The organism is Legionella worsleiensis, from assembly GCF_001467535.1.
Lineage (GTDB): Bacteria > Pseudomonadota > Gammaproteobacteria > Legionellales > Legionellaceae > Legionella > Legionella worsleiensis.
In genome coordinates, this window is sequence record NZ_LNZC01000012.1 from 469448 (window position 1) to 485757 (window position 16310).

The window sequence follows — 16310 nt, forward strand, 5'->3', positions numbered from 1 at the left end:
AGATGCTCTATTTTTTTGTTACCAATTTTATATAAAGCGGGGTCTTTATGGTGTTCGGATTTTTAAACCTGTCTTTCTGGGGATATGTTCTTGCAACTGTCGTGTTAACGCAAATAACTATAGCTGCAGTGACCATTTATCTTCATCGCAATCAAACGCACCGAGCGTTAACATTGCATCCAGTAGTCAGTCATTTTTTTCGTTTTTGGCTGTGGTTAACTACTGGCATGGTTACCGCTGATTGGGTAGCCATCCATAGAAAGCATCATGCAACTACCGATGTTGAGGGCGACCCTCACAGTCCAGTGGTTTTAGGCATTAAGAAAGTATTTTGGCAAGGAGCTGAGCTTTACCGTGCAGCACGCAAGGATAAAGAGATGGTTGCGAAATACGCTCATGGTACTCCAAATGACTGGTTGGAACGTCATGTTTATTCTCGCCATTCAGCTAAGGGTATCTTGCTGATGTTAGTTATTGATTTATTTTTATTTGGTGTTCCTGGATTAACCGTTTGGGCCATTCAAATGATGTGGATCCCATTGTTTGCTGCAGGGGTTATCAACGGTATAGGCCATCATTGGGGATACAGAAATTTTGAGTGTCTGGATGCTGCAACCAATATTATTCCCTGGGGATTTTGGATAGGTGGCGAAGAGCTGCACAACAATCACCATACTTTCGCATCATCAGCCAAATTTTCGGTTAAGTGGTGGGAATTTGATTTAGGATGGATGTATATTTGCATTCTGTCATTCTTCGGTTTAGCTAAAGTTAAAAAATTACCGCCTAAACTCGCTAGGGCAGAAGGAAAACTGCAGGTAGATATTGACACCGTTAAGGCAGTCATTTCCAATCGTTTTCAAGTGATGTCCAATTATTACAAAGAAGTAATAAGACCTATACTCAAGCAAGAGAAGAGCCAAAGCGTTGAGTCCAAGGAGGACAGAAAGCTGTTTCAACGAGCAGGCAAATTACTTCGCCGTGACGACATGTTGCTGACGACTAAAGCCAAAACACGATTAGAGAGGCTTTTGGAAGCTCGAGAGCAATTACGTATCGTATACAGTTACAAAAAATCGTTGCAGAATGTCTGGATGAAAACAGCCTCATCACAAAAAGAATTAATCGATGCACTGCAACAATGGTGCCGTCAGGCTGAAGAATCAGGTCTTGATGTGTTGAGGCAATTTGCTCAGCAGTTAAAAGGATATGTGCCTGTTTATGGCAAGTAGTTATCATATGAGAGTGTGGTTTTTTTATCCACACTCTTCAATCTTTCTTGAATCAAAAACACATTTACTGTGACAACTAATAAAGCAAACAACTAGTTTATTCTGACCTTCTACGAATTACATATAAAATCATTAGGAAAAACAACCGACACACTGTTATTGGAACCATTTAAAGATATGTTGCCTGCTTTGAGTGTGCATTGACCAATCTGAGCGCCATTTATGACTGGTGTATTCGGCAGAGTATTGAACAAAGTGGCACTTACAGTATACGGCATGGGAGAGCAGGTTAATTTTCCAATGATCTTTGGTGAACTTCCACCTTGAAGAATGATTGATTTACTCAGACCATTGTCATTAGTGATATTAAAAGCAACATTCTGATCCGGTTGAATGGGTGGGCTTGATACGGCAATCTGGATTTCGCACGAATCGTCATTGGCATATGCGTGGAAGGGGATTATTAGTGTGCTAAGTGAAAGCGTGGTGCAGAGTAATTTGTTGATCATAGTGTCCTCATAAAGTAAACATCATGCATTAATGCAGTTTGTGTTCCATTCAAGGTCTAATATATCTCTCATCCTGAAGTATCTTCAATCCTAAATATGTTTTCTTTCTTCATTTTTTTTCTAAAAAAGAGGTACCCCCCCACGTCATCCCTCGCTGCGCTTGGGATGAGGTGGAGAGTTACAAAAAGAGTAGGAATTCAATTAGTTAGTGTCGTAGGTTAGTCTCAAAATACAGCGTCATTTTTTTAATTCGCTTTTTTTTATGGTGTGGTCTATGGTTTATTGACTTTGTATTTAATTTTGCGGACAGATCTGATTTAGAAAGTACAGGATTGACAAGTGAAGGAATTTACATTGTAGTAATAAGTTCAGTAATCATTTCAAAACAGGGAGTTGTTATGGAACAAATGATAGCTGTTGTGACCGGAGGAACCGGAGGGATAGGATCTGCAATAAGTCAACGCTTGTCAGCGGATTTCAAGGTTATTGCGTGTTATTTTAAAGACGGGCGCCATGAAGAAGCAAAACAATGGCAAACGGAACAAAAACAATTAGGGTATGATATTGATATCGTTTACGGTGATATTGCCCAATACAGTGATTGTGAAAAAATAACCAATTTAATAATGGAACGGTATGGTCGCATTGATGTTCTGGTAAATAATGCCGGCGTTACCCAAGACTCCAGTTTAAGAAAAATGACCCCACAGCAATGGCAAAGTGTATTAGATGCCAATCTCACCAGTGTTTTTAATATGACCCGTAATGTCATCCCTATGATGTTGGACAAAGGATTTGGTCGCATCATCAGTATTTCGTCCATTAACGGACGAAAAGGTCAATTTGGTCAATGTAATTATGCGTCAACTAAAGCGGCATTGTTTGGGTTTACCAAAAGTCTTGCATTAGAAGTGGCAAGCAAAGGGATTACAGTCAACACCATTTCGCCAGGGTATATTGAAACGCCTATGCTGGCATCGGTCAAAGAAGACGTACTGAACTCCATTATTGCAAATATTCCGGTTGGTCGACTAGGATATCCAAAAGAAGTGGCAGATGCAGTGGCTTTTTTGTCTTCGCCTGATAGCGGCTTTATTACTGGCGCAAATCTCGACGTTAATGGCGGCCAATATATGTAATTGAATTCTGGCAGGTACTGCAAATTATTGGAGTATTTTGCTAGAGTCACATACGTACTTTTTGAGCCGATTTTATCAATTAAACAGAGAATTTCATGCAAAATAATAATGTTGTATTAATTACCGGTGGAACTGGTGATATTGGAACGGCGGTTGCCAAGCAATTGGATGCCACTTATAAGCATGTTGTTGCACTTGATCTTGTTTCCGATGACAGAGGAAACGCCTGGATAAAAGAATTAAGGGATGAAGGATATAAAAATATAACTTTTAGGCATATGGACGTTACTGATTTTGATCAATGCCAGGAAGTTATCAGTGTCATTATCAAAGAATTGGGTGCTGTTGATGCATTAATTAATAATGCCGGCATTACTCGAGATGCGGTATTTACCAAAATGACCAAACAACAATGGGATGAGGTATTACGGGTTAATCTTGATGGTATGTTTAATGTGACGCGGCAGGTTGTTGACAGTATGAAAGCTCAGGCTTCGGGTCGTATTGTTAATGTATCGTCAGTGAATGCTCAAAAGGGACAATTCTCCCAGGCTAATTATGCCGCATCTAAAGCCGGGGTCTATGGTTTTACCAAAAGTCTGGCTCAAGAGTTAATGAGCAAAAACATCACGGTGAACAGCATATCGCCAGGATATGTCAATACACGATTAATGCAAGGAATCAGACCTGATATTTTAGCGAGTATCATAGACTTAATACCGGCAAAAAGATTGGCTGATCCCCAGGAAATTGCATGGGCTATAGAGTTTTTAATCAGTGAAAAAAGCCGTTATATAACAGGTGCAAATCTCAGTGTTAACGGTGGGTTACATATGTATTAAACTAGGATGTAATTTACCTTTGAGAGTTTTTATGGCCCGTTTAATTAAAAAATATAAAAATCGTCGACTTTATGATACTGAAACCAGCCAGTACATTACTCAGGAACAGCTTCAGAGTTATGTAGTGGAGGGAATTGAATTCACGATTGAGGATTCAGAGACGGGTAAGGATTTGACTAACTCGGTGTTGCTGCAAATTATAGTTGAGATGGAAGCGGGGCCTACCCAGTTTCTATCTCCTCAAATATTGCGGCAAATCATCGTGTTGGCAAATCACCCCATGCATGTGTCTTTAAAAAGTATGATGGAACATCTTTTTCAGACTATGGATAAGCCCTTGCAAAATAACCCCTATCAACAAGCAACAGAAACCTGGAATAAACAAATCCAGCAGGCGTTGCAGCAATGGCAACAGTTGTTTAAAGGGTAATACAATGGTGCAGTGCAAAATTTTTTTTGATTTTCTATTGACACCTATGAAAAACAAGGTCTATTATTAAATTGTGCAGTGCAACATATTGGAGAATATCATGAACCAGGCAAATTTTGAAAAATGGAGCGAAATGGCTAAAAAATTACAAGAGCCTTTTCAAGCAATCGCAGAACTTAATGTTAAGACTCTACAAGGCCTGAGCTATCTTAAGCCTGATGAACTGGCTCATGTTAAAAAGCCTGAAGAAATTCTTGAAAAACAAATTAACATGGCAGTTGAAAATGGCCACAAGGCTTTGGATTATATGCAACAGTCTTTTCATATTATTGAACAAGCAATGTTAGGTTTGGTCAATGATGCGAAAAAAAATGCTGCTGAGTTTAAATAGAGTTCGTTAACACTTCAGCCCACGTTTTATGCCTCGGCTTGCCCGAGGCATCTTTGATATACATGAAACATTAAAACTCTGTCTGGCGATTAAAAAATACTTCATAAACTATTGGTTAATGTTCTGTTGTAAAAACCACTAATCCAGTTTTGAATGGATATTCAACATCATCGTTCTTCAGTCAACTCCATGCAAAGAGCACATCTCTTCTTTTTATCATTGGAATATGGACGTGTTGATAGCAGTCGTTATATGATGGATTGCAATGGAGAGGTGAGCTTGATGGATGATTTCAATGACTAATCGTAATAAGTATAGAGTTGCATTATTTGGATTTGATCATACTTTATGTCGAAAACCAACGTTTTATTATTTCAAAAATCGGGTCGTTGATTGCGATGAACGCAGAAAACACGAACCAATATTACATTTTAATTTCAATCAATCTGACTATGAATGCGGTAAGAGAGATGCCCCGGCATTACTAAAAACCAATGTTGCCGCATGGTTTTTACATGATGATCACTATACCAGCGCTATTGTAACTTTTCACAGTTATCCAGATTATATTGCTGGATATTTGGCTTATATTCTTGGAAGAGAGCTTAAAAGAGTCGACACCAATTTAACGATACCAGAAGAAAAAAACTTGATCGCAGTGTACCAGGTTGAGGGTGAGAGCCGGCCTATTTTGATTTCATACATTAATCCTACACTTAAAGACAGATCGTTAATTACCTTAAGTCATGATTGGAAAACGGGACAACTCACCCAGCTTAGGGCATTTATGTTGAGCAATAGCTGGATTGAGGAGGAGGAGCCTCTACATTTTTATGAGGGAGTGTGTTCGCACATTGAATGCGGTGATGCTGATTGTGGGGTGCCAAGTACGTTGGGATATATTCCCAGAAACTCGCAACTGGCCTTACAACGAAGTACGCCTGCTCGAGCCATTACCAACAGGACTATTACAGTGCATCGTGTATATTCAGGAGAGCAATTTGAAGCTGCGCTTATTGCCGAAGAAATGGGAGTTATCCATGATTCCAGTATATCGGCAAAGACCGATGAGCCATTTTCACCTCCTAAGTGCACTTCCCCCAAATCAGAGTCTTATTCTTCAGTTTTGCTGATGAGCTTAGGATTTTTCGTCACCGCTGCTGCTGCATTCGGAGCTGGTTTCGGAGCTGGTATCCTTCTACAGGATAATAAGGACCAGATGCGCCCCTAGAGCCGCATTTAATCCCTGTGTAATAACTGCCGAGCAGGGCTAATGCTCACGTTCGGGTTATTTTTAGGTCATCTTACTTTTTATCATATGCATTGTTTTCATGTATAATGTTTTTTTTTAAGTCAATTGAGCGCATATTAAGTAAAGAGAAATTTTATGGAATTTGAATTGGATCAGCAAAGGGCAAGATCTGACCCCTTATACGTTTTAAAATATGAATACCAGCGGATCCTGTATTAGAAATTTAAAAAATTATTAATGATTAGATCTCATTGGCTTTTATCTCAAATTGAACACACTATCTTTTAACCATACTGTCCAAGTCAATTAAATCACATCATGTTTAATTGTCGACCAATTCCGATCCGTGATATAATAATTTTCATATTGATCAATTGGTGAGCTTTGTTATGCCCGATAATAACGATATCAAAATCCAATCAGCACAAGCGGATGAAGTCTATTCTGATAGCCTGGACTACCTCAATGCCGTCCCAAATGACACGTTTGATGCAAATAAGCTTGGTGAAGATGATGATAATGAACTCCTCACCAATGCCTCCCCACTTCAAAATGAAGTAATTGATAGTGATGCCCTGAAGCAAAGTGATTATCCCGCCTTAAAAGCTGTAGGAGCAAGCTTGCCTGACTGTCAATCCATTTTTGAACGATTGATGCATCAAGCTTCTTTCGCTCAACCGCTCGAAGACCTCTATGCTGTGATGTACGAAATAGGTGCGAGCCTCCCTGCAGATGAGTCCCTTTTTCGGGCACTTATTCGAAAGACGCTGCTCGCAGACCACCTGAAAAGCGCTTTACGGGCATTATACGACGCAGGGGCCCGCTTTCCTCAAGAGCGGTCGCTTTTTGAACTGTTTATCGATCAAGCACAATATACGGACAAATTGAAAGCCGGGGTTGATTTGTTATATGGTATGCGGGTTCAGCTTCCTGAAAACCGGATACTTTTTGAGTTAATAAGCCAACAAGCAGTCGCTTCAGCCAGTTGGCAGGAATTTGGGTATCATTATCCCCTCGCATATGCAGAGGCATTGAAAGTCGCATTTGCAGGACTAGAGAGGGCAGGGGCAAGCCTTGCAACTCACCAGGAGCTATTTCAAAAAGTTATCCAGCAGGCAAGATATGCATCGGGACTTGAATCCTCATTTCAGGCACTGCTGGATGCAGGCGCCACATTGCATGAACACCCGTCCCTTTTTGAACGTGTTATCCATCATGCACAATATGGCCGCGGGCTTCAGGCGGCATTAGCCGCTTTAATGCAGGCTGGTGCCAGCGCTCTCTCACACGGGGCACTATTTGAAGCGCTTATCGAGCAGTCAAAATATGCAGACAAGCTGGTTGTCGCGTTTGCTTCATTAGGTAGCTTAGGTGCAAGTGTTTTCGAAAACAGCGCCCTTTTTGAAGAGGTTATCAATGAGGCAGAATATGCAGACAAGCTGCAGGAACCGATTAGATTATTGATTACTGCAGGAGCCATTCTGCCTACAGACGAGGCACTTTTTCAAGCGCTTATACCCAGGGCTGCGCATGCAGTGAACCTTACCACTCGGATTTACTCCCTGATCATTGCAGGGGCCATCCTGCCTGAGCACCAGGCGCTATTTGAAGCGGTTATTCAACAGGCACAAGATATGGAAAGCCTTGAAGTTCCCTGTATTCCCCAGACCGAATCAGATATTTATTTAGCCGAAAAACAGGAGTTTTTTGAGCCCATTCTCAAGCAGGCACAAGATGTCTTGCTCCTGAAACCTGGGTTGCGGGCATTAATCACTGCCGGTGCCCGCCTGCCTGAAGATCAGACCCTTTTTGAGGCTCTTATTGACGAGGAAGCGAATGCCCTCAATTTAACAGCACCTCTTTGCGGATTAATAGCCGTAGGTGCTCGTCTGCCTGAAGACCGGCGACTTTTTGAACTGGTTATTGAACAAGCTGAGAATGTATACAGGCTGCAAAAGCATCTTCGTCTGATAACGGCTTCTGGTGCCAGGCTCCCCGAACACCGCAGTTATTTTGAAGCGATAATGGACAGGCCTGACAGGATTACTCCCTTGTTGCACTGGTTTCGCATTTGTGGGGCCAGTATCGTCTATCACCACTACTTATATGAGGCATTTTTTTCAGGTAATAAACCCTTAGCGTGTTCTCACTATCTCATGACAAAAGTGATGATGGCTCTTCGTAACCTTATTTCAGACGCTCATCCACTTCTTATGCCTGAACAGGAAGGATACAACGCTCAACGTGAAAAAATTCTCGCACGGATATCGGACACAATGGATACTGAATTCTCTATTACCGAGGGGCCGTTGAACAAATCTGACGCCACACTGGCCCTTGAGGCGATTTTGGTTCGGCTAAGCACGCCAGAGGATATTGAGCAGGCCCAAATGCGTTACGATGACTCGCTTGGTTATGTTTTGCAATTTGGTGTAGAGCCCGATATTTACCTTGGTGGTCTGTTGCGAGAGGCGAATTTCAATCATATCGAACTTACTGAGGCTCAAGTTATGCGCCTTGGTGAAACGATTCAAGGATTGAGCAACGATTTCAGCCTGAAATCCGGTGATGGCGTTTTAAAAAGTATTGTCGACAGGCTTCCCGAAACGGCTCAGAATGCATTGGCAAAGTATGTCTCTAATAAATATAAAAACATGAATCGTCTATTTCGCGGGGAGCCTCAGGATTCAAATTCACGATATGTATGGATAAGTCCGGCAGATGGCCACGCAAACCTGATGGCTAACTTTCTGTGTGGCAGTCTGGTCAACTGGTCAGCCGCTCAGTTACCCAAAGTGTTAATCAGCTTGGAAGAGCGTCAGATACTGGAGCGGGTTCTTTTGGCGCGAGGCGAATTGAATGCCGAGACCATTGAGACATTGAAGACAGACCAGGCATCCTACGAAGCTATACTGCGATCTGCTGTTGAAACAGCGGTGATTGACCGGGATGAATATCACAAGGTTATTCAAGGATTCAACAACTTGCATTTACTGTTTCCAAGGTATGGGCTGGTTGATAGGGGTGAAAATTTAAAAGCTGTCAGCACACGTGGAGATGCGGATATTGCTATGCGTCGTTTGGCCAATCCCAGTTTTATGCCTTCTGTGACAAGCTTTAGTATTTTCCAGGAGGGCTCCTCGTATTTTCATAATCACGGTACCGTGCGGACAAAGCTTGAAACAGATTGCTCGTTAAGACCTGTTATGAATAGTACCGAAGGAGAGATTCTCATCCCTGCGGGAACCACATTTCTCTACACCAGGGATGCAGCCGGGCGTTTTTTTGCAAGGGAAATCAATAGCCCTGGTGTACAACCTGGCGGAAGCTACTGGTCGTCATTTGCACTTGCTGAAGCTTATCGCAATCATTTGCGCCATGCTTATCAGGATGCGGAGCATCAAATAATCCTTGAGGGTGTTAGTGTGCAAAGGCCAAATCATGGTCTGGCTCATACATACCGCATGATGTCATTAGTCGATGTCGTGATTGATTATTTTGCGCACCACGCCCGTGAAGTTGAGTTTCAGCGTTACTGTCAAAGCGTGACTCCAGAGGAATGTGACTGGATGCGTGTTGCCGCAGCCTACAGCATTACCGGTCGGGAAAGCGAAATTGCAGCACGGGAAAATCTTTTGCGCTATGATGAATTCAGGTTGGTGAGTATGCAGAATCTTAGCGACTTTTTAAACAAATATGCCCCGCACGCCCTCGATGAGGGCATGCATGAACGCTTGTTGCATGTCGTACGTTGGATGGGAAACCCTCACTATGAACAGGGGCCTGATATCAAGAACGACCATCCTGATATTAATGAAAGACACCATCGCAATTTTATCCATCGTATCCTGACGGTGGCACACAAACTCGATTTGCCTCGATGCTACACACCGCAGGAATTTGAGCGTGCAATGGAGATGTGTCGTGCTCTCTCTGCTCCCAATGAGTCTCAACAAGCATGTTATTTTCAAATGATTTCTTATGCTATTGACCTCATTCGTGCACACGGTGGTGCGTTGTCGACGGATATTTCTCCGGAGGGAGCATTTCGCCAGTGTTCAGAGCGATACCGCCCACCTTTTCAAAAAGTTAGCACCAGTCTGCGTATGCTTTATGAATTTTCGGAAACCGTGCCACGCCCGAAAATCACCGAAAAATATCAGTTGACGATGTATTGAATCATCGAGAAACGCTAAAAGACAAGCCCTCTTCGCTCCTTACTGGAGGGGGCTTATTAAATCCATTAAGACTGGTAATCGTAAAAATAGACTTTAAACTAAAAACGACTATCGTAATATAAACTTTAAAACCTTGTTTCTTTTCTTCCCCCCTTGGCTATTACGATATGTTGTTCCTTGTTGTATAATGTATCTTTTTAGAGCAATTAAGTTTGCATGTATATAAGAGTTGTCTGGTGGAATTTGAATTGGAACAGAATCGGAAATTGGAATTGGGTAAGAAATCGGATTATGAGGCACATTATAATGCCGATAAATTATTTCCTATTCCTCGAGAAGGTAAGCGCCTTGAAATAGGGATTAATCCCGAACAGCTACCATTTTGGGGATTTGATGCCTGGAACCATTATGAAGTGTCCTGGCTTAATTCTAAAGGCAAGCCTGTGGTTGCTGTGGCAGAAATTGTTTATGATTGTCATTCTCCAAATATTATAGAGTCCAAATCATTAAAACTGTATTTTAATACGTTTAATAATACTCGCTTTGATTCAATAGCTGATGTCGAACACACTATCATTAACGATCTGAGTCACAGTTTAAAATCAGACGTACATGTAAGAATTAATCAGCTCGGAAATGCTCATACAACAGGTCTGCAGAATGCCTTCAATGGTGAATCTATTGATTCATTGGATATCTCCTGCTCTGTATACTCGGTAGACCCTTCCTTCCTGACCGTTGAAGAGGAACAGGTGGAAGAGGTTTTATATACCGATTTATTAAAATCCAATTGTCTGGTGACCTATCAGCCTGATTGGGGGAGTGTGCAAATTCACTATAAAGGCCCTAAAATAAATAAAGAAGGTTTGTTACGTTATATTGTTTCTTTTCGTAATCACAATGAATTTCATGAGCAATGTATAGAACGAATTTTTGTTGATATTATGAAACAGTGCAAGCCACAGGAATTGACTGTATACGGGCGTTATACTCGTCGAGGCGGAATAGACATCAACCCTTATCGTTCAACACAAAAGCCTGATTTTAATGTACAAAATATTAGATTGATACGACAATAGAGCCAAGTAGTCACGTCATGTTGTAAAAAGGTTTTGTTGGATTAAAGAATAGAGTAATCCAACGGAGCCTTATTTCTTGGAAACTAAATCAGACTTAAAATTTTTGCAAAAATGCGTGATTGGTTTTTTGGGTATCAGTACCTGAATATTTATTCCTTTTATAGTAGGGCTCTTTTGCGCTGCATTGAGGTAATCAATTAAGGGTACGTCAACTACTTTTCCATGCTGTGATGAAGCCTGTCTAAAATAAAGTTGGTCATTCTTCCTGATCGCAAATCCTAAATGAGAAATATTGAGCGAAGTACCAATCAGATGACGTATATTCCAGTTGATTCTGACTATTTCTACTATTGAACCTGAAGGAATTTGATTAAACAGATCACGATCCGGTGTTCCGTCTTTTGTGAATAATACGTTCAGTGGAATGTAGGGAACGACAGACAAAGTAGCTTTCAGCTTATGGCCTTTCTTTTGTAGCTCTGATAGGCATTTAGCTTGTTCGGATTTATTTTCATGCACCCATCTGATTGTATCCTTGGTTTTATGGGCATACCAACCCGGTTTGTCTATCATTGTTTTGGTATAGAGAGCTACGGGTTGATTGAGTTTGTTTTTTATAGAAAGAGTGATGTCTTTAATTAAGCCTCGGTTTTGGTTGTTACGATTCCAATCTATAGAAGTAAAGTGATTGCGATTGATGTAGGCGATTTTACCGTCATTATAACGAGTGTATTGCAAGCATTGTTTAAAGGTTTCAAGAGAGTTCGCCACTGCCAGTGCAAGTACAGTATTGACGTAGGTGTCACAGTCAAAACCATCAACTCGATAACGTGGAAATTGATCATAGCGTGCATTTGGCCCTTCTCCTAGAGAACCCAGTATGTAAGGGGTACCTTTAAAATGTTCGCTAATCCAGTCTATGCGCTCTGTGATACTGGCGTTCGGTATGCTTTCAAGACTATGATATAGTTCTCTAATTGATGCATCGGCTTGTTGTTCAATTGCTGCCGAGTCTATAGCATGACAGAAATAACTGCTTAATATGCAAACAAAAATTAATAAACAATGTAAAGGAGAGGGAGTGTATTTCATCAAGAGATTTACATCCGTTGAGTTGGTTTTAGCCTGTATGCTACTCCTTTTTAAGGCTTGGGGGCAAGAATGCTGAATATAATTTGGTTAGGTATGATATTAATTTCTGTACTTGTTGGTATTATGCAAGGGCGTATAGACGCAGTAGTTCAAGCGGTAACGGATTCAGCGAAGCTGGGTTTTGAACTGGCTATTGGCTTGACGGGAATGATGTCTTTATGGCTGGGAATTATGGCTATAGCGACAGAATCAGGGTTGGTCTCACTATTAGGAAAAGTTCTTAAACCTATTTTAAAGCGATTATTTCCAGATGTTCCGGCAAATCATCCCGCCATGGGCGCAATAGTGATGAATATCGCTGCCAATATGCTGGGTTTGGTAAATGCAGCCACTCCTTTTGGTTTGCAAGCCATGAAGGAATTACAGACTATGAATAAGCATGTGTCGGTAGCGACGAATTCCATGTGTACCTTTTTAGCAATTAATACCTCCAGCGTTCAATTGATTCCTGCTACGGCAATTGCTTTTTTGGCGGCAAATGGGAATGCCAATCCCAGCAGCGTAATTTTTAGCTCCTTGATTGCAACATCCGTTTCAACCATTGTGGCCATAGTGGCTGTAAGGTATTTCGCAACGCTTAAACCATTTCAGATGGAAAGGACAGACAATTTATGAATGAATTAGCTCATCAATTTTCTAATTGGATGTTCTTGTTTTTTATTGTGGGCATCCCCTTGTATGCAGCCATCAGGAAGGTAAATGTTTTTGATGCGTTTATCATAGGAGCAAAACAGGGATTTGATACCAGTATCAGTATTATCCCTTACCTAATTGCGATGATGGTTGCTATCGGTATGTTAAGAGCTTCGGGCTTTTTTGATCTGCTCAATCAGCTTCTGGCTCCTTTGATGAGCAAAATTGGAATGCCCCCCGAGGTTCTGCCGCTTGCTCTGATTCGTCCTTTTTCAGGAAGTGCGTCTGTCGGGATTATGGCTGAATTGATTCATCAATATGGGGGTGATTCACTTATAGCTAAAACGGCAGCAACCATGATGGGGAGTACAGAAACTACTTTTTATGTGATAGCTGTTTATTTTGGTTCGGTTGGAATACGAAGAACTCGACATGCAATCCCGGTGGGCTTATTAGCGGATTTTTCTGGAGTGATTGCTTCGGTGTTAATCTGTCGATATTTATTTACCTGAACAGGGTTTAACCTACCTCAATATTCTTTTTTCCAGGAGATGCTTGATTTACTTTTTCAATCGATTTTAGGCGAGCCAATAAGGTACCTGCTCTTGCCTTGAATGAAGCCAGTTCGCGACCTGAGATTGGTGATGCGGTAGGAAGAGCAATAGTCGTTGGATTTCGAGGCTGGTTGTTGACATGTAATTCATAATGGCAATGAGGGCCAGTTGCCAATCCGGTTTGCCCTACATAACCGATGACTTGCCCACGTTTTACTCTGCTTCCTTTGGATAGTCCCTTCTGGAATTTGAGCATATGGCCATAGATGGAGCTGTAGGTACCGTCATGTTTGATTTTAATCATATTGCCGTAGCCATTATGCCGGTCAATAATTTGTATTACTCCATCACCGGTTGCTTGTATTGGTGTACCTATGGGTGCTGCCAGATCAATTCCTTTATGTGCTCTCTTGTAATGTAATATGGGATGATTTCTTGAAAGCGCAAAAGTGGAGCTGATATGACTAAATTTTATAGGATACCTGGAAAATGCTTTTTTAAAGCTTCTGCCCTGAGGGGTGTAGTAATCATAGTCGCCATTTGCTTTGTTATGTCGAACTGCTTGAGCTGTTTTGCCACGAGTAGTGTAGGATACCGCTTGAATATCGCCAATCTGCACCATTTTATCGTTAATGTAAAACGCATTATAAACTATTGAAAACTGATCCCCTGCACGCACGCCTTTTCTGAAATCTATTTCTTTATTAAGTATTTCTGTCATTTGACGGATTAACTTACTTGGTATGCTTAATTTCTGAGCTGTTGTAAACAGTGAACCTTTTACTGTTGCTGTAATATACAGATCCTTGCTGATCATTTTTTTTGAATCAATTTTATTGCTGTATTTGTTACCAACTCGATATACAGTCAGGGTTTGAATGGTGTTAATGGGAATAACCAGTTTTTCCAGTGTGTTTTTGTTTATTAAAAATTTGATTTCCTGGTTAAGCTTGAGGTTGGTGAGTGTTTTAGCATGAGGATTTTTATCGAGAACTGCATGCAAATTTTGAGCACTTAATCCTAGTCTTTTGAAAATAGCCCCCATGGTGTCGCCTTGGTGGGGTTTTATAGTTTGCCACACGTTGTCTCTGACCACAGCAACTTTTGGTGGTGCTTTTGCCTCGATTTTGGGCATAACTTTAGGTTCAACAGTAACGATATCCTGCGGTTTTTCTATAATTTCTTTTTCCGGTAATTTAGGAAGCGTCAGTGTTCTTTGTGTGTATTCAGGTTTTTTGTGATGTGAAAAATTTTTAACTAAATAATAAGGTAGTGAAAAAACAATAACTAAAGCAAAAGCAGTTAATAGCTTTGATGGTTTACCAGTGTTTCGTTTTGAGATATCAGGTGTTTTTGCCATTGGTTGCCTATACTGCTGTCATTCCTGTGAATGCTGTAGTTCTTTGATTAATGTATCACATTTCAGAACGATATGCGTGACCATTAAATAAAGTTAATAAAAATAACTACATATTTAGATAGTTTGTATTATTATTTTCAATTTCGTATAACAAGTTATCTTTTATTACATCATTTGGTATAGCAGGAATTTGCTAACCGGGCTAAGATACTCGGTGTGAGAAGATTGGTCAATCATTTATAAAGGTTTTAGTGTATGTCAGAAACAATTTCAGAGTGCCAAATTGAATTAATGCGTGGGTGTGAGGAAGTGCTTCCACAACCCGAATTAGCTAAAAAATTACAAAAAAACATCCCGTTAAAAATTAAAGCGGGATTTGATCCCACTGCGCCCGATTTGCATTTAGGGCATACCGTACTCTTAAACAAATTAAGGCAATTTCAACAGTATGGCCATGAAGTGATTTTTTTGATTGGTGATTTTACTGCCATGATTGGTGATCCAACGGGAAAAAATGTCACACGAATGCCATTAAGCCAGGAAACAGTTATTGAAAACGCCAAAACCTATCAACATCAGGTTTTTAAAATTCTTGATCCCGATAAAACAACGGTAGCGTTCAATTCACAATGGCTCAATAAATTTAATGCCGTAGACTTAATTCGTCTGGCGTCCACTCATACCGTAGCACGAATGCTTGAACGAGATGACTTTAATAAACGTTATACTTCAGGACAACCTATAGCCATTCATGAGTTTTTATATCCTTTATTGCAAGGTTATGACTCAGTAGCACTAAAAGCAGATGTGGAGCTAGGTGGAACAGATCAAAAATTCAATTTGTTAATGGGGCGGGAGCTACAAAAACATTATGGATTTGAACCACAGGTTGTGATGATGACGCCTTTGATCGAAGGTTTGGATGGGGTGAAGAAAATGTCCAAGTCATTAGACAATTATATAGGCATTAATGAACCTGCGGGTGATATGTTTGGTAAAATCATGTCGATTTCGGATGAATTGATGTGGCGTTATATCGATCTTCTCTCTTTCAAGACAGGTCAGGACATTCAAAAACTGAAGAAGAATGTAGAAGAGGGTCTAAATCCACGAGACGTAAAAATAGATTTTGCTAAAGAGATAGTGACACGTTTTCATGATCAAAATCAGGCTGACACAGTACATAAGGAATTTATAGAGCGATTTCAAAAAGGGGTCATTCCCGATAATCTGGAAGAATTGTCGTTAACTGTTGATGAATCAGTTCAGCTTGCTCAATTATTAAAACAGTTGGATTTGACAGCAAGTACTTCAGAGTCCATTAGAATGGTCAAGCAAGGAGCCGTAAAGATTAATGGTGATAAGGTTTCCGATCCTGCGTTGCTATTGCCTTCTGGCCATGTATATATAATACAAGTTGGAAAGCGAAGAATTGCCAAGCTGCGTTTGCAAAAAGCACTATGAAATATTTTTTTAAAAAAAATGCAAAAAGTATTTGACACTGATACGGAAATCAGTAGAATACGCATCACGCCTTCGGGGCGGGTTCATTAAGAAGA

14 protein-coding genes are annotated in these 16310 nt (G+C 40.7%); 11 read left to right on the forward strand and 3 right to left on the reverse strand.

Annotated features, from left to right (window positions below):
- Positions 1-47 precede the first annotated feature (47 nt).
- Complete coding sequence (locus Lwor_RS08000; protein WP_058493348.1) at positions 48-1232, forward strand: DesA family fatty acid desaturase; 1185 nt, start codon at positions 48-50, stop codon at positions 1230-1232.
- A gap of 110 nt (positions 1233-1342) precedes the next feature.
- On the opposite strand, the gene Lwor_RS08005 is transcribed toward Lwor_RS08000, so the two are convergent.
- Complete coding sequence (locus tag Lwor_RS08005; RefSeq protein ID WP_058493349.1) at positions 1343-1741, reverse strand: hypothetical protein; 399 nt, start codon at positions 1739-1741, stop codon at positions 1343-1345.
- A 398-nt stretch (positions 1742-2139) separates the two neighbouring features.
- Here Lwor_RS08005 and phbB (Lwor_RS08010) point away from each other — a divergent pair, with 398 nt between their 5' ends.
- From phbB (Lwor_RS08010) to queF, 7 genes are all read left to right on the forward strand, one after another.
- Positions 2140-2880: an acetoacetyl-CoA reductase gene (gene phbB, locus Lwor_RS08010; RefSeq protein WP_058493350.1), complete on the forward strand. Its 741-nt coding sequence runs from the start codon at positions 2140-2142 to the stop codon at positions 2878-2880.
- Between the two features lie 95 nt (positions 2881-2975).
- Positions 2976-3722, forward strand: coding sequence for an acetoacetyl-CoA reductase (gene phbB / locus Lwor_RS08015; RefSeq protein ID WP_058493351.1), 747 nt, complete (start codon positions 2976-2978; stop codon positions 3720-3722).
- Positions 3723-3753: 31 nt separating this feature from the next.
- Positions 3754-4152 carry a polyhydroxyalkanoate synthesis regulator DNA-binding domain-containing protein gene (locus tag Lwor_RS08020; protein ID WP_058493352.1) on the forward strand — a complete coding sequence of 133 codons (399 nt, stop codon included), beginning with the start codon at positions 3754-3756 and terminating at the stop codon, positions 4150-4152.
- A 100-nt stretch (positions 4153-4252) separates the two neighbouring features.
- Positions 4253-4543 carry a phasin family protein gene (locus tag Lwor_RS08025; RefSeq protein WP_058493353.1) on the forward strand — a complete coding sequence of 97 codons (291 nt, stop codon included), beginning with the start codon at positions 4253-4255 and terminating at the stop codon, positions 4541-4543.
- A 295-nt stretch (positions 4544-4838) separates the two neighbouring features.
- Positions 4839-5774, forward strand: coding sequence for a hypothetical protein (locus Lwor_RS08030; protein ID WP_058493354.1), 936 nt, complete (start codon positions 4839-4841; stop codon positions 5772-5774).
- A gap of 410 nt (positions 5775-6184) precedes the next feature.
- Entirely contained in the window at positions 6185-9973 is a 3789-nt protein-coding gene (locus Lwor_RS08035) for a SidE phosphodiesterase domain-containing protein (protein WP_058493355.1), read from the forward strand.
- Positions 9974-10209: 236 nt separating this feature from the next.
- Positions 10210-11052 carry an NADPH-dependent 7-cyano-7-deazaguanine reductase QueF gene (gene queF / locus Lwor_RS08040; RefSeq protein ID WP_238584636.1) on the forward strand — a complete coding sequence of 281 codons (843 nt, stop codon included), beginning with the start codon at positions 10210-10212 and terminating at the stop codon, positions 11050-11052.
- Between the two features lie 69 nt (positions 11053-11121).
- On the opposite strand, the gene Lwor_RS08045 is transcribed toward queF, so the two are convergent.
- Positions 11122-12144 (reverse strand): N-acetylmuramoyl-L-alanine amidase-like domain-containing protein, encoded by a 1023-nt coding sequence (locus tag Lwor_RS08045; RefSeq protein WP_058493356.1) that lies wholly within the window; start codon positions 12142-12144, stop codon positions 11122-11124.
- Positions 12145-12213: 69 nt separating this feature from the next.
- Here Lwor_RS08045 and Lwor_RS08050 point away from each other — a divergent pair, with 69 nt between their 5' ends.
- Both Lwor_RS08050 and Lwor_RS08055 read left to right on the forward strand, forming a co-directional pair.
- The gene (locus Lwor_RS08050; RefSeq protein ID WP_058493357.1) at positions 12214-12819 is read left to right on the forward strand and encodes a nucleoside recognition domain-containing protein; all 606 of its coding nucleotides are present in this window, start codon (positions 12214-12216) and stop codon (positions 12817-12819) included.
- A complete protein-coding gene (locus Lwor_RS08055; RefSeq protein WP_058493358.1) occupies positions 12816-13349 on the forward strand; it encodes a spore maturation protein in 534 nt (177 codons plus the stop codon). The genes Lwor_RS08050 and Lwor_RS08055 overlap by 4 nt, the downstream gene beginning before the upstream one ends.
- Before the next feature lie 7 nt (positions 13350-13356).
- On the opposite strand, the gene Lwor_RS08060 is transcribed toward Lwor_RS08055, so the two are convergent.
- The gene (locus Lwor_RS08060) at positions 13357-14751 is read right to left on the reverse strand and encodes a peptidoglycan DD-metalloendopeptidase family protein (protein WP_058493359.1); all 1395 of its coding nucleotides are present in this window, start codon (positions 14749-14751) and stop codon (positions 13357-13359) included.
- A gap of 255 nt (positions 14752-15006) precedes the next feature.
- On the opposite strand from Lwor_RS08060, the gene tyrS reads away from it, so the two are divergent.
- The gene (tyrS, locus tag Lwor_RS08065) at positions 15007-16215 is read left to right on the forward strand and encodes a tyrosine--tRNA ligase (RefSeq protein WP_058493360.1); all 1209 of its coding nucleotides are present in this window, start codon (positions 15007-15009) and stop codon (positions 16213-16215) included.
- Positions 16216-16310 lie beyond the last annotated feature (95 nt).

Excerpts from the sequence above, each read along its gene's own strand:
- Lwor_RS08000 (WP_058493348.1), top strand. The coding sequence starts at position 48 with ATGGTGTTCGGATTTTTAAACCTGTCTTTCTGGGGATATGTTCTTGCA.
- Lwor_RS08005 (WP_058493349.1), bottom strand. The coding sequence starts at position 1,741 with ATGATCAACAAATTACTCTGCACCACGCTTTCACTTAGCACACTAATA.
- phbB (WP_058493350.1), top strand. The coding sequence starts at position 2,140 with ATGGAACAAATGATAGCTGTTGTGACCGGAGGAACCGGAGGGATAGGA.
- phbB (WP_058493351.1), top strand. The coding sequence starts at position 2,976 with ATGCAAAATAATAATGTTGTATTAATTACCGGTGGAACTGGTGATATT.
- Lwor_RS08020 (WP_058493352.1), top strand. The coding sequence starts at position 3,754 with ATGGCCCGTTTAATTAAAAAATATAAAAATCGTCGACTTTATGATACT.
- Lwor_RS08025 (WP_058493353.1), top strand. The coding sequence starts at position 4,253 with ATGAACCAGGCAAATTTTGAAAAATGGAGCGAAATGGCTAAAAAATTA.
- Lwor_RS08030 (WP_058493354.1), top strand. The coding sequence starts at position 4,839 with ATGACTAATCGTAATAAGTATAGAGTTGCATTATTTGGATTTGATCAT.
- Lwor_RS08035 (WP_058493355.1), top strand. The coding sequence starts at position 6,185 with ATGCCCGATAATAACGATATCAAAATCCAATCAGCACAAGCGGATGAA.
- Lwor_RS08045 (WP_058493356.1), bottom strand. The coding sequence starts at position 12,144 with ATGAAATACACTCCCTCTCCTTTACATTGTTTATTAATTTTTGTTTGC.
- Lwor_RS08050 (WP_058493357.1), top strand. The coding sequence starts at position 12,214 with ATGCTGAATATAATTTGGTTAGGTATGATATTAATTTCTGTACTTGTT.
- Lwor_RS08055 (WP_058493358.1), top strand. The coding sequence starts at position 12,816 with ATGAATGAATTAGCTCATCAATTTTCTAATTGGATGTTCTTGTTTTTT.
- Lwor_RS08060 (WP_058493359.1), bottom strand. The coding sequence starts at position 14,751 with ATGGCAAAAACACCTGATATCTCAAAACGAAACACTGGTAAACCATCA.
- tyrS (WP_058493360.1), top strand. The coding sequence starts at position 15,007 with ATGTCAGAAACAATTTCAGAGTGCCAAATTGAATTAATGCGTGGGTGT.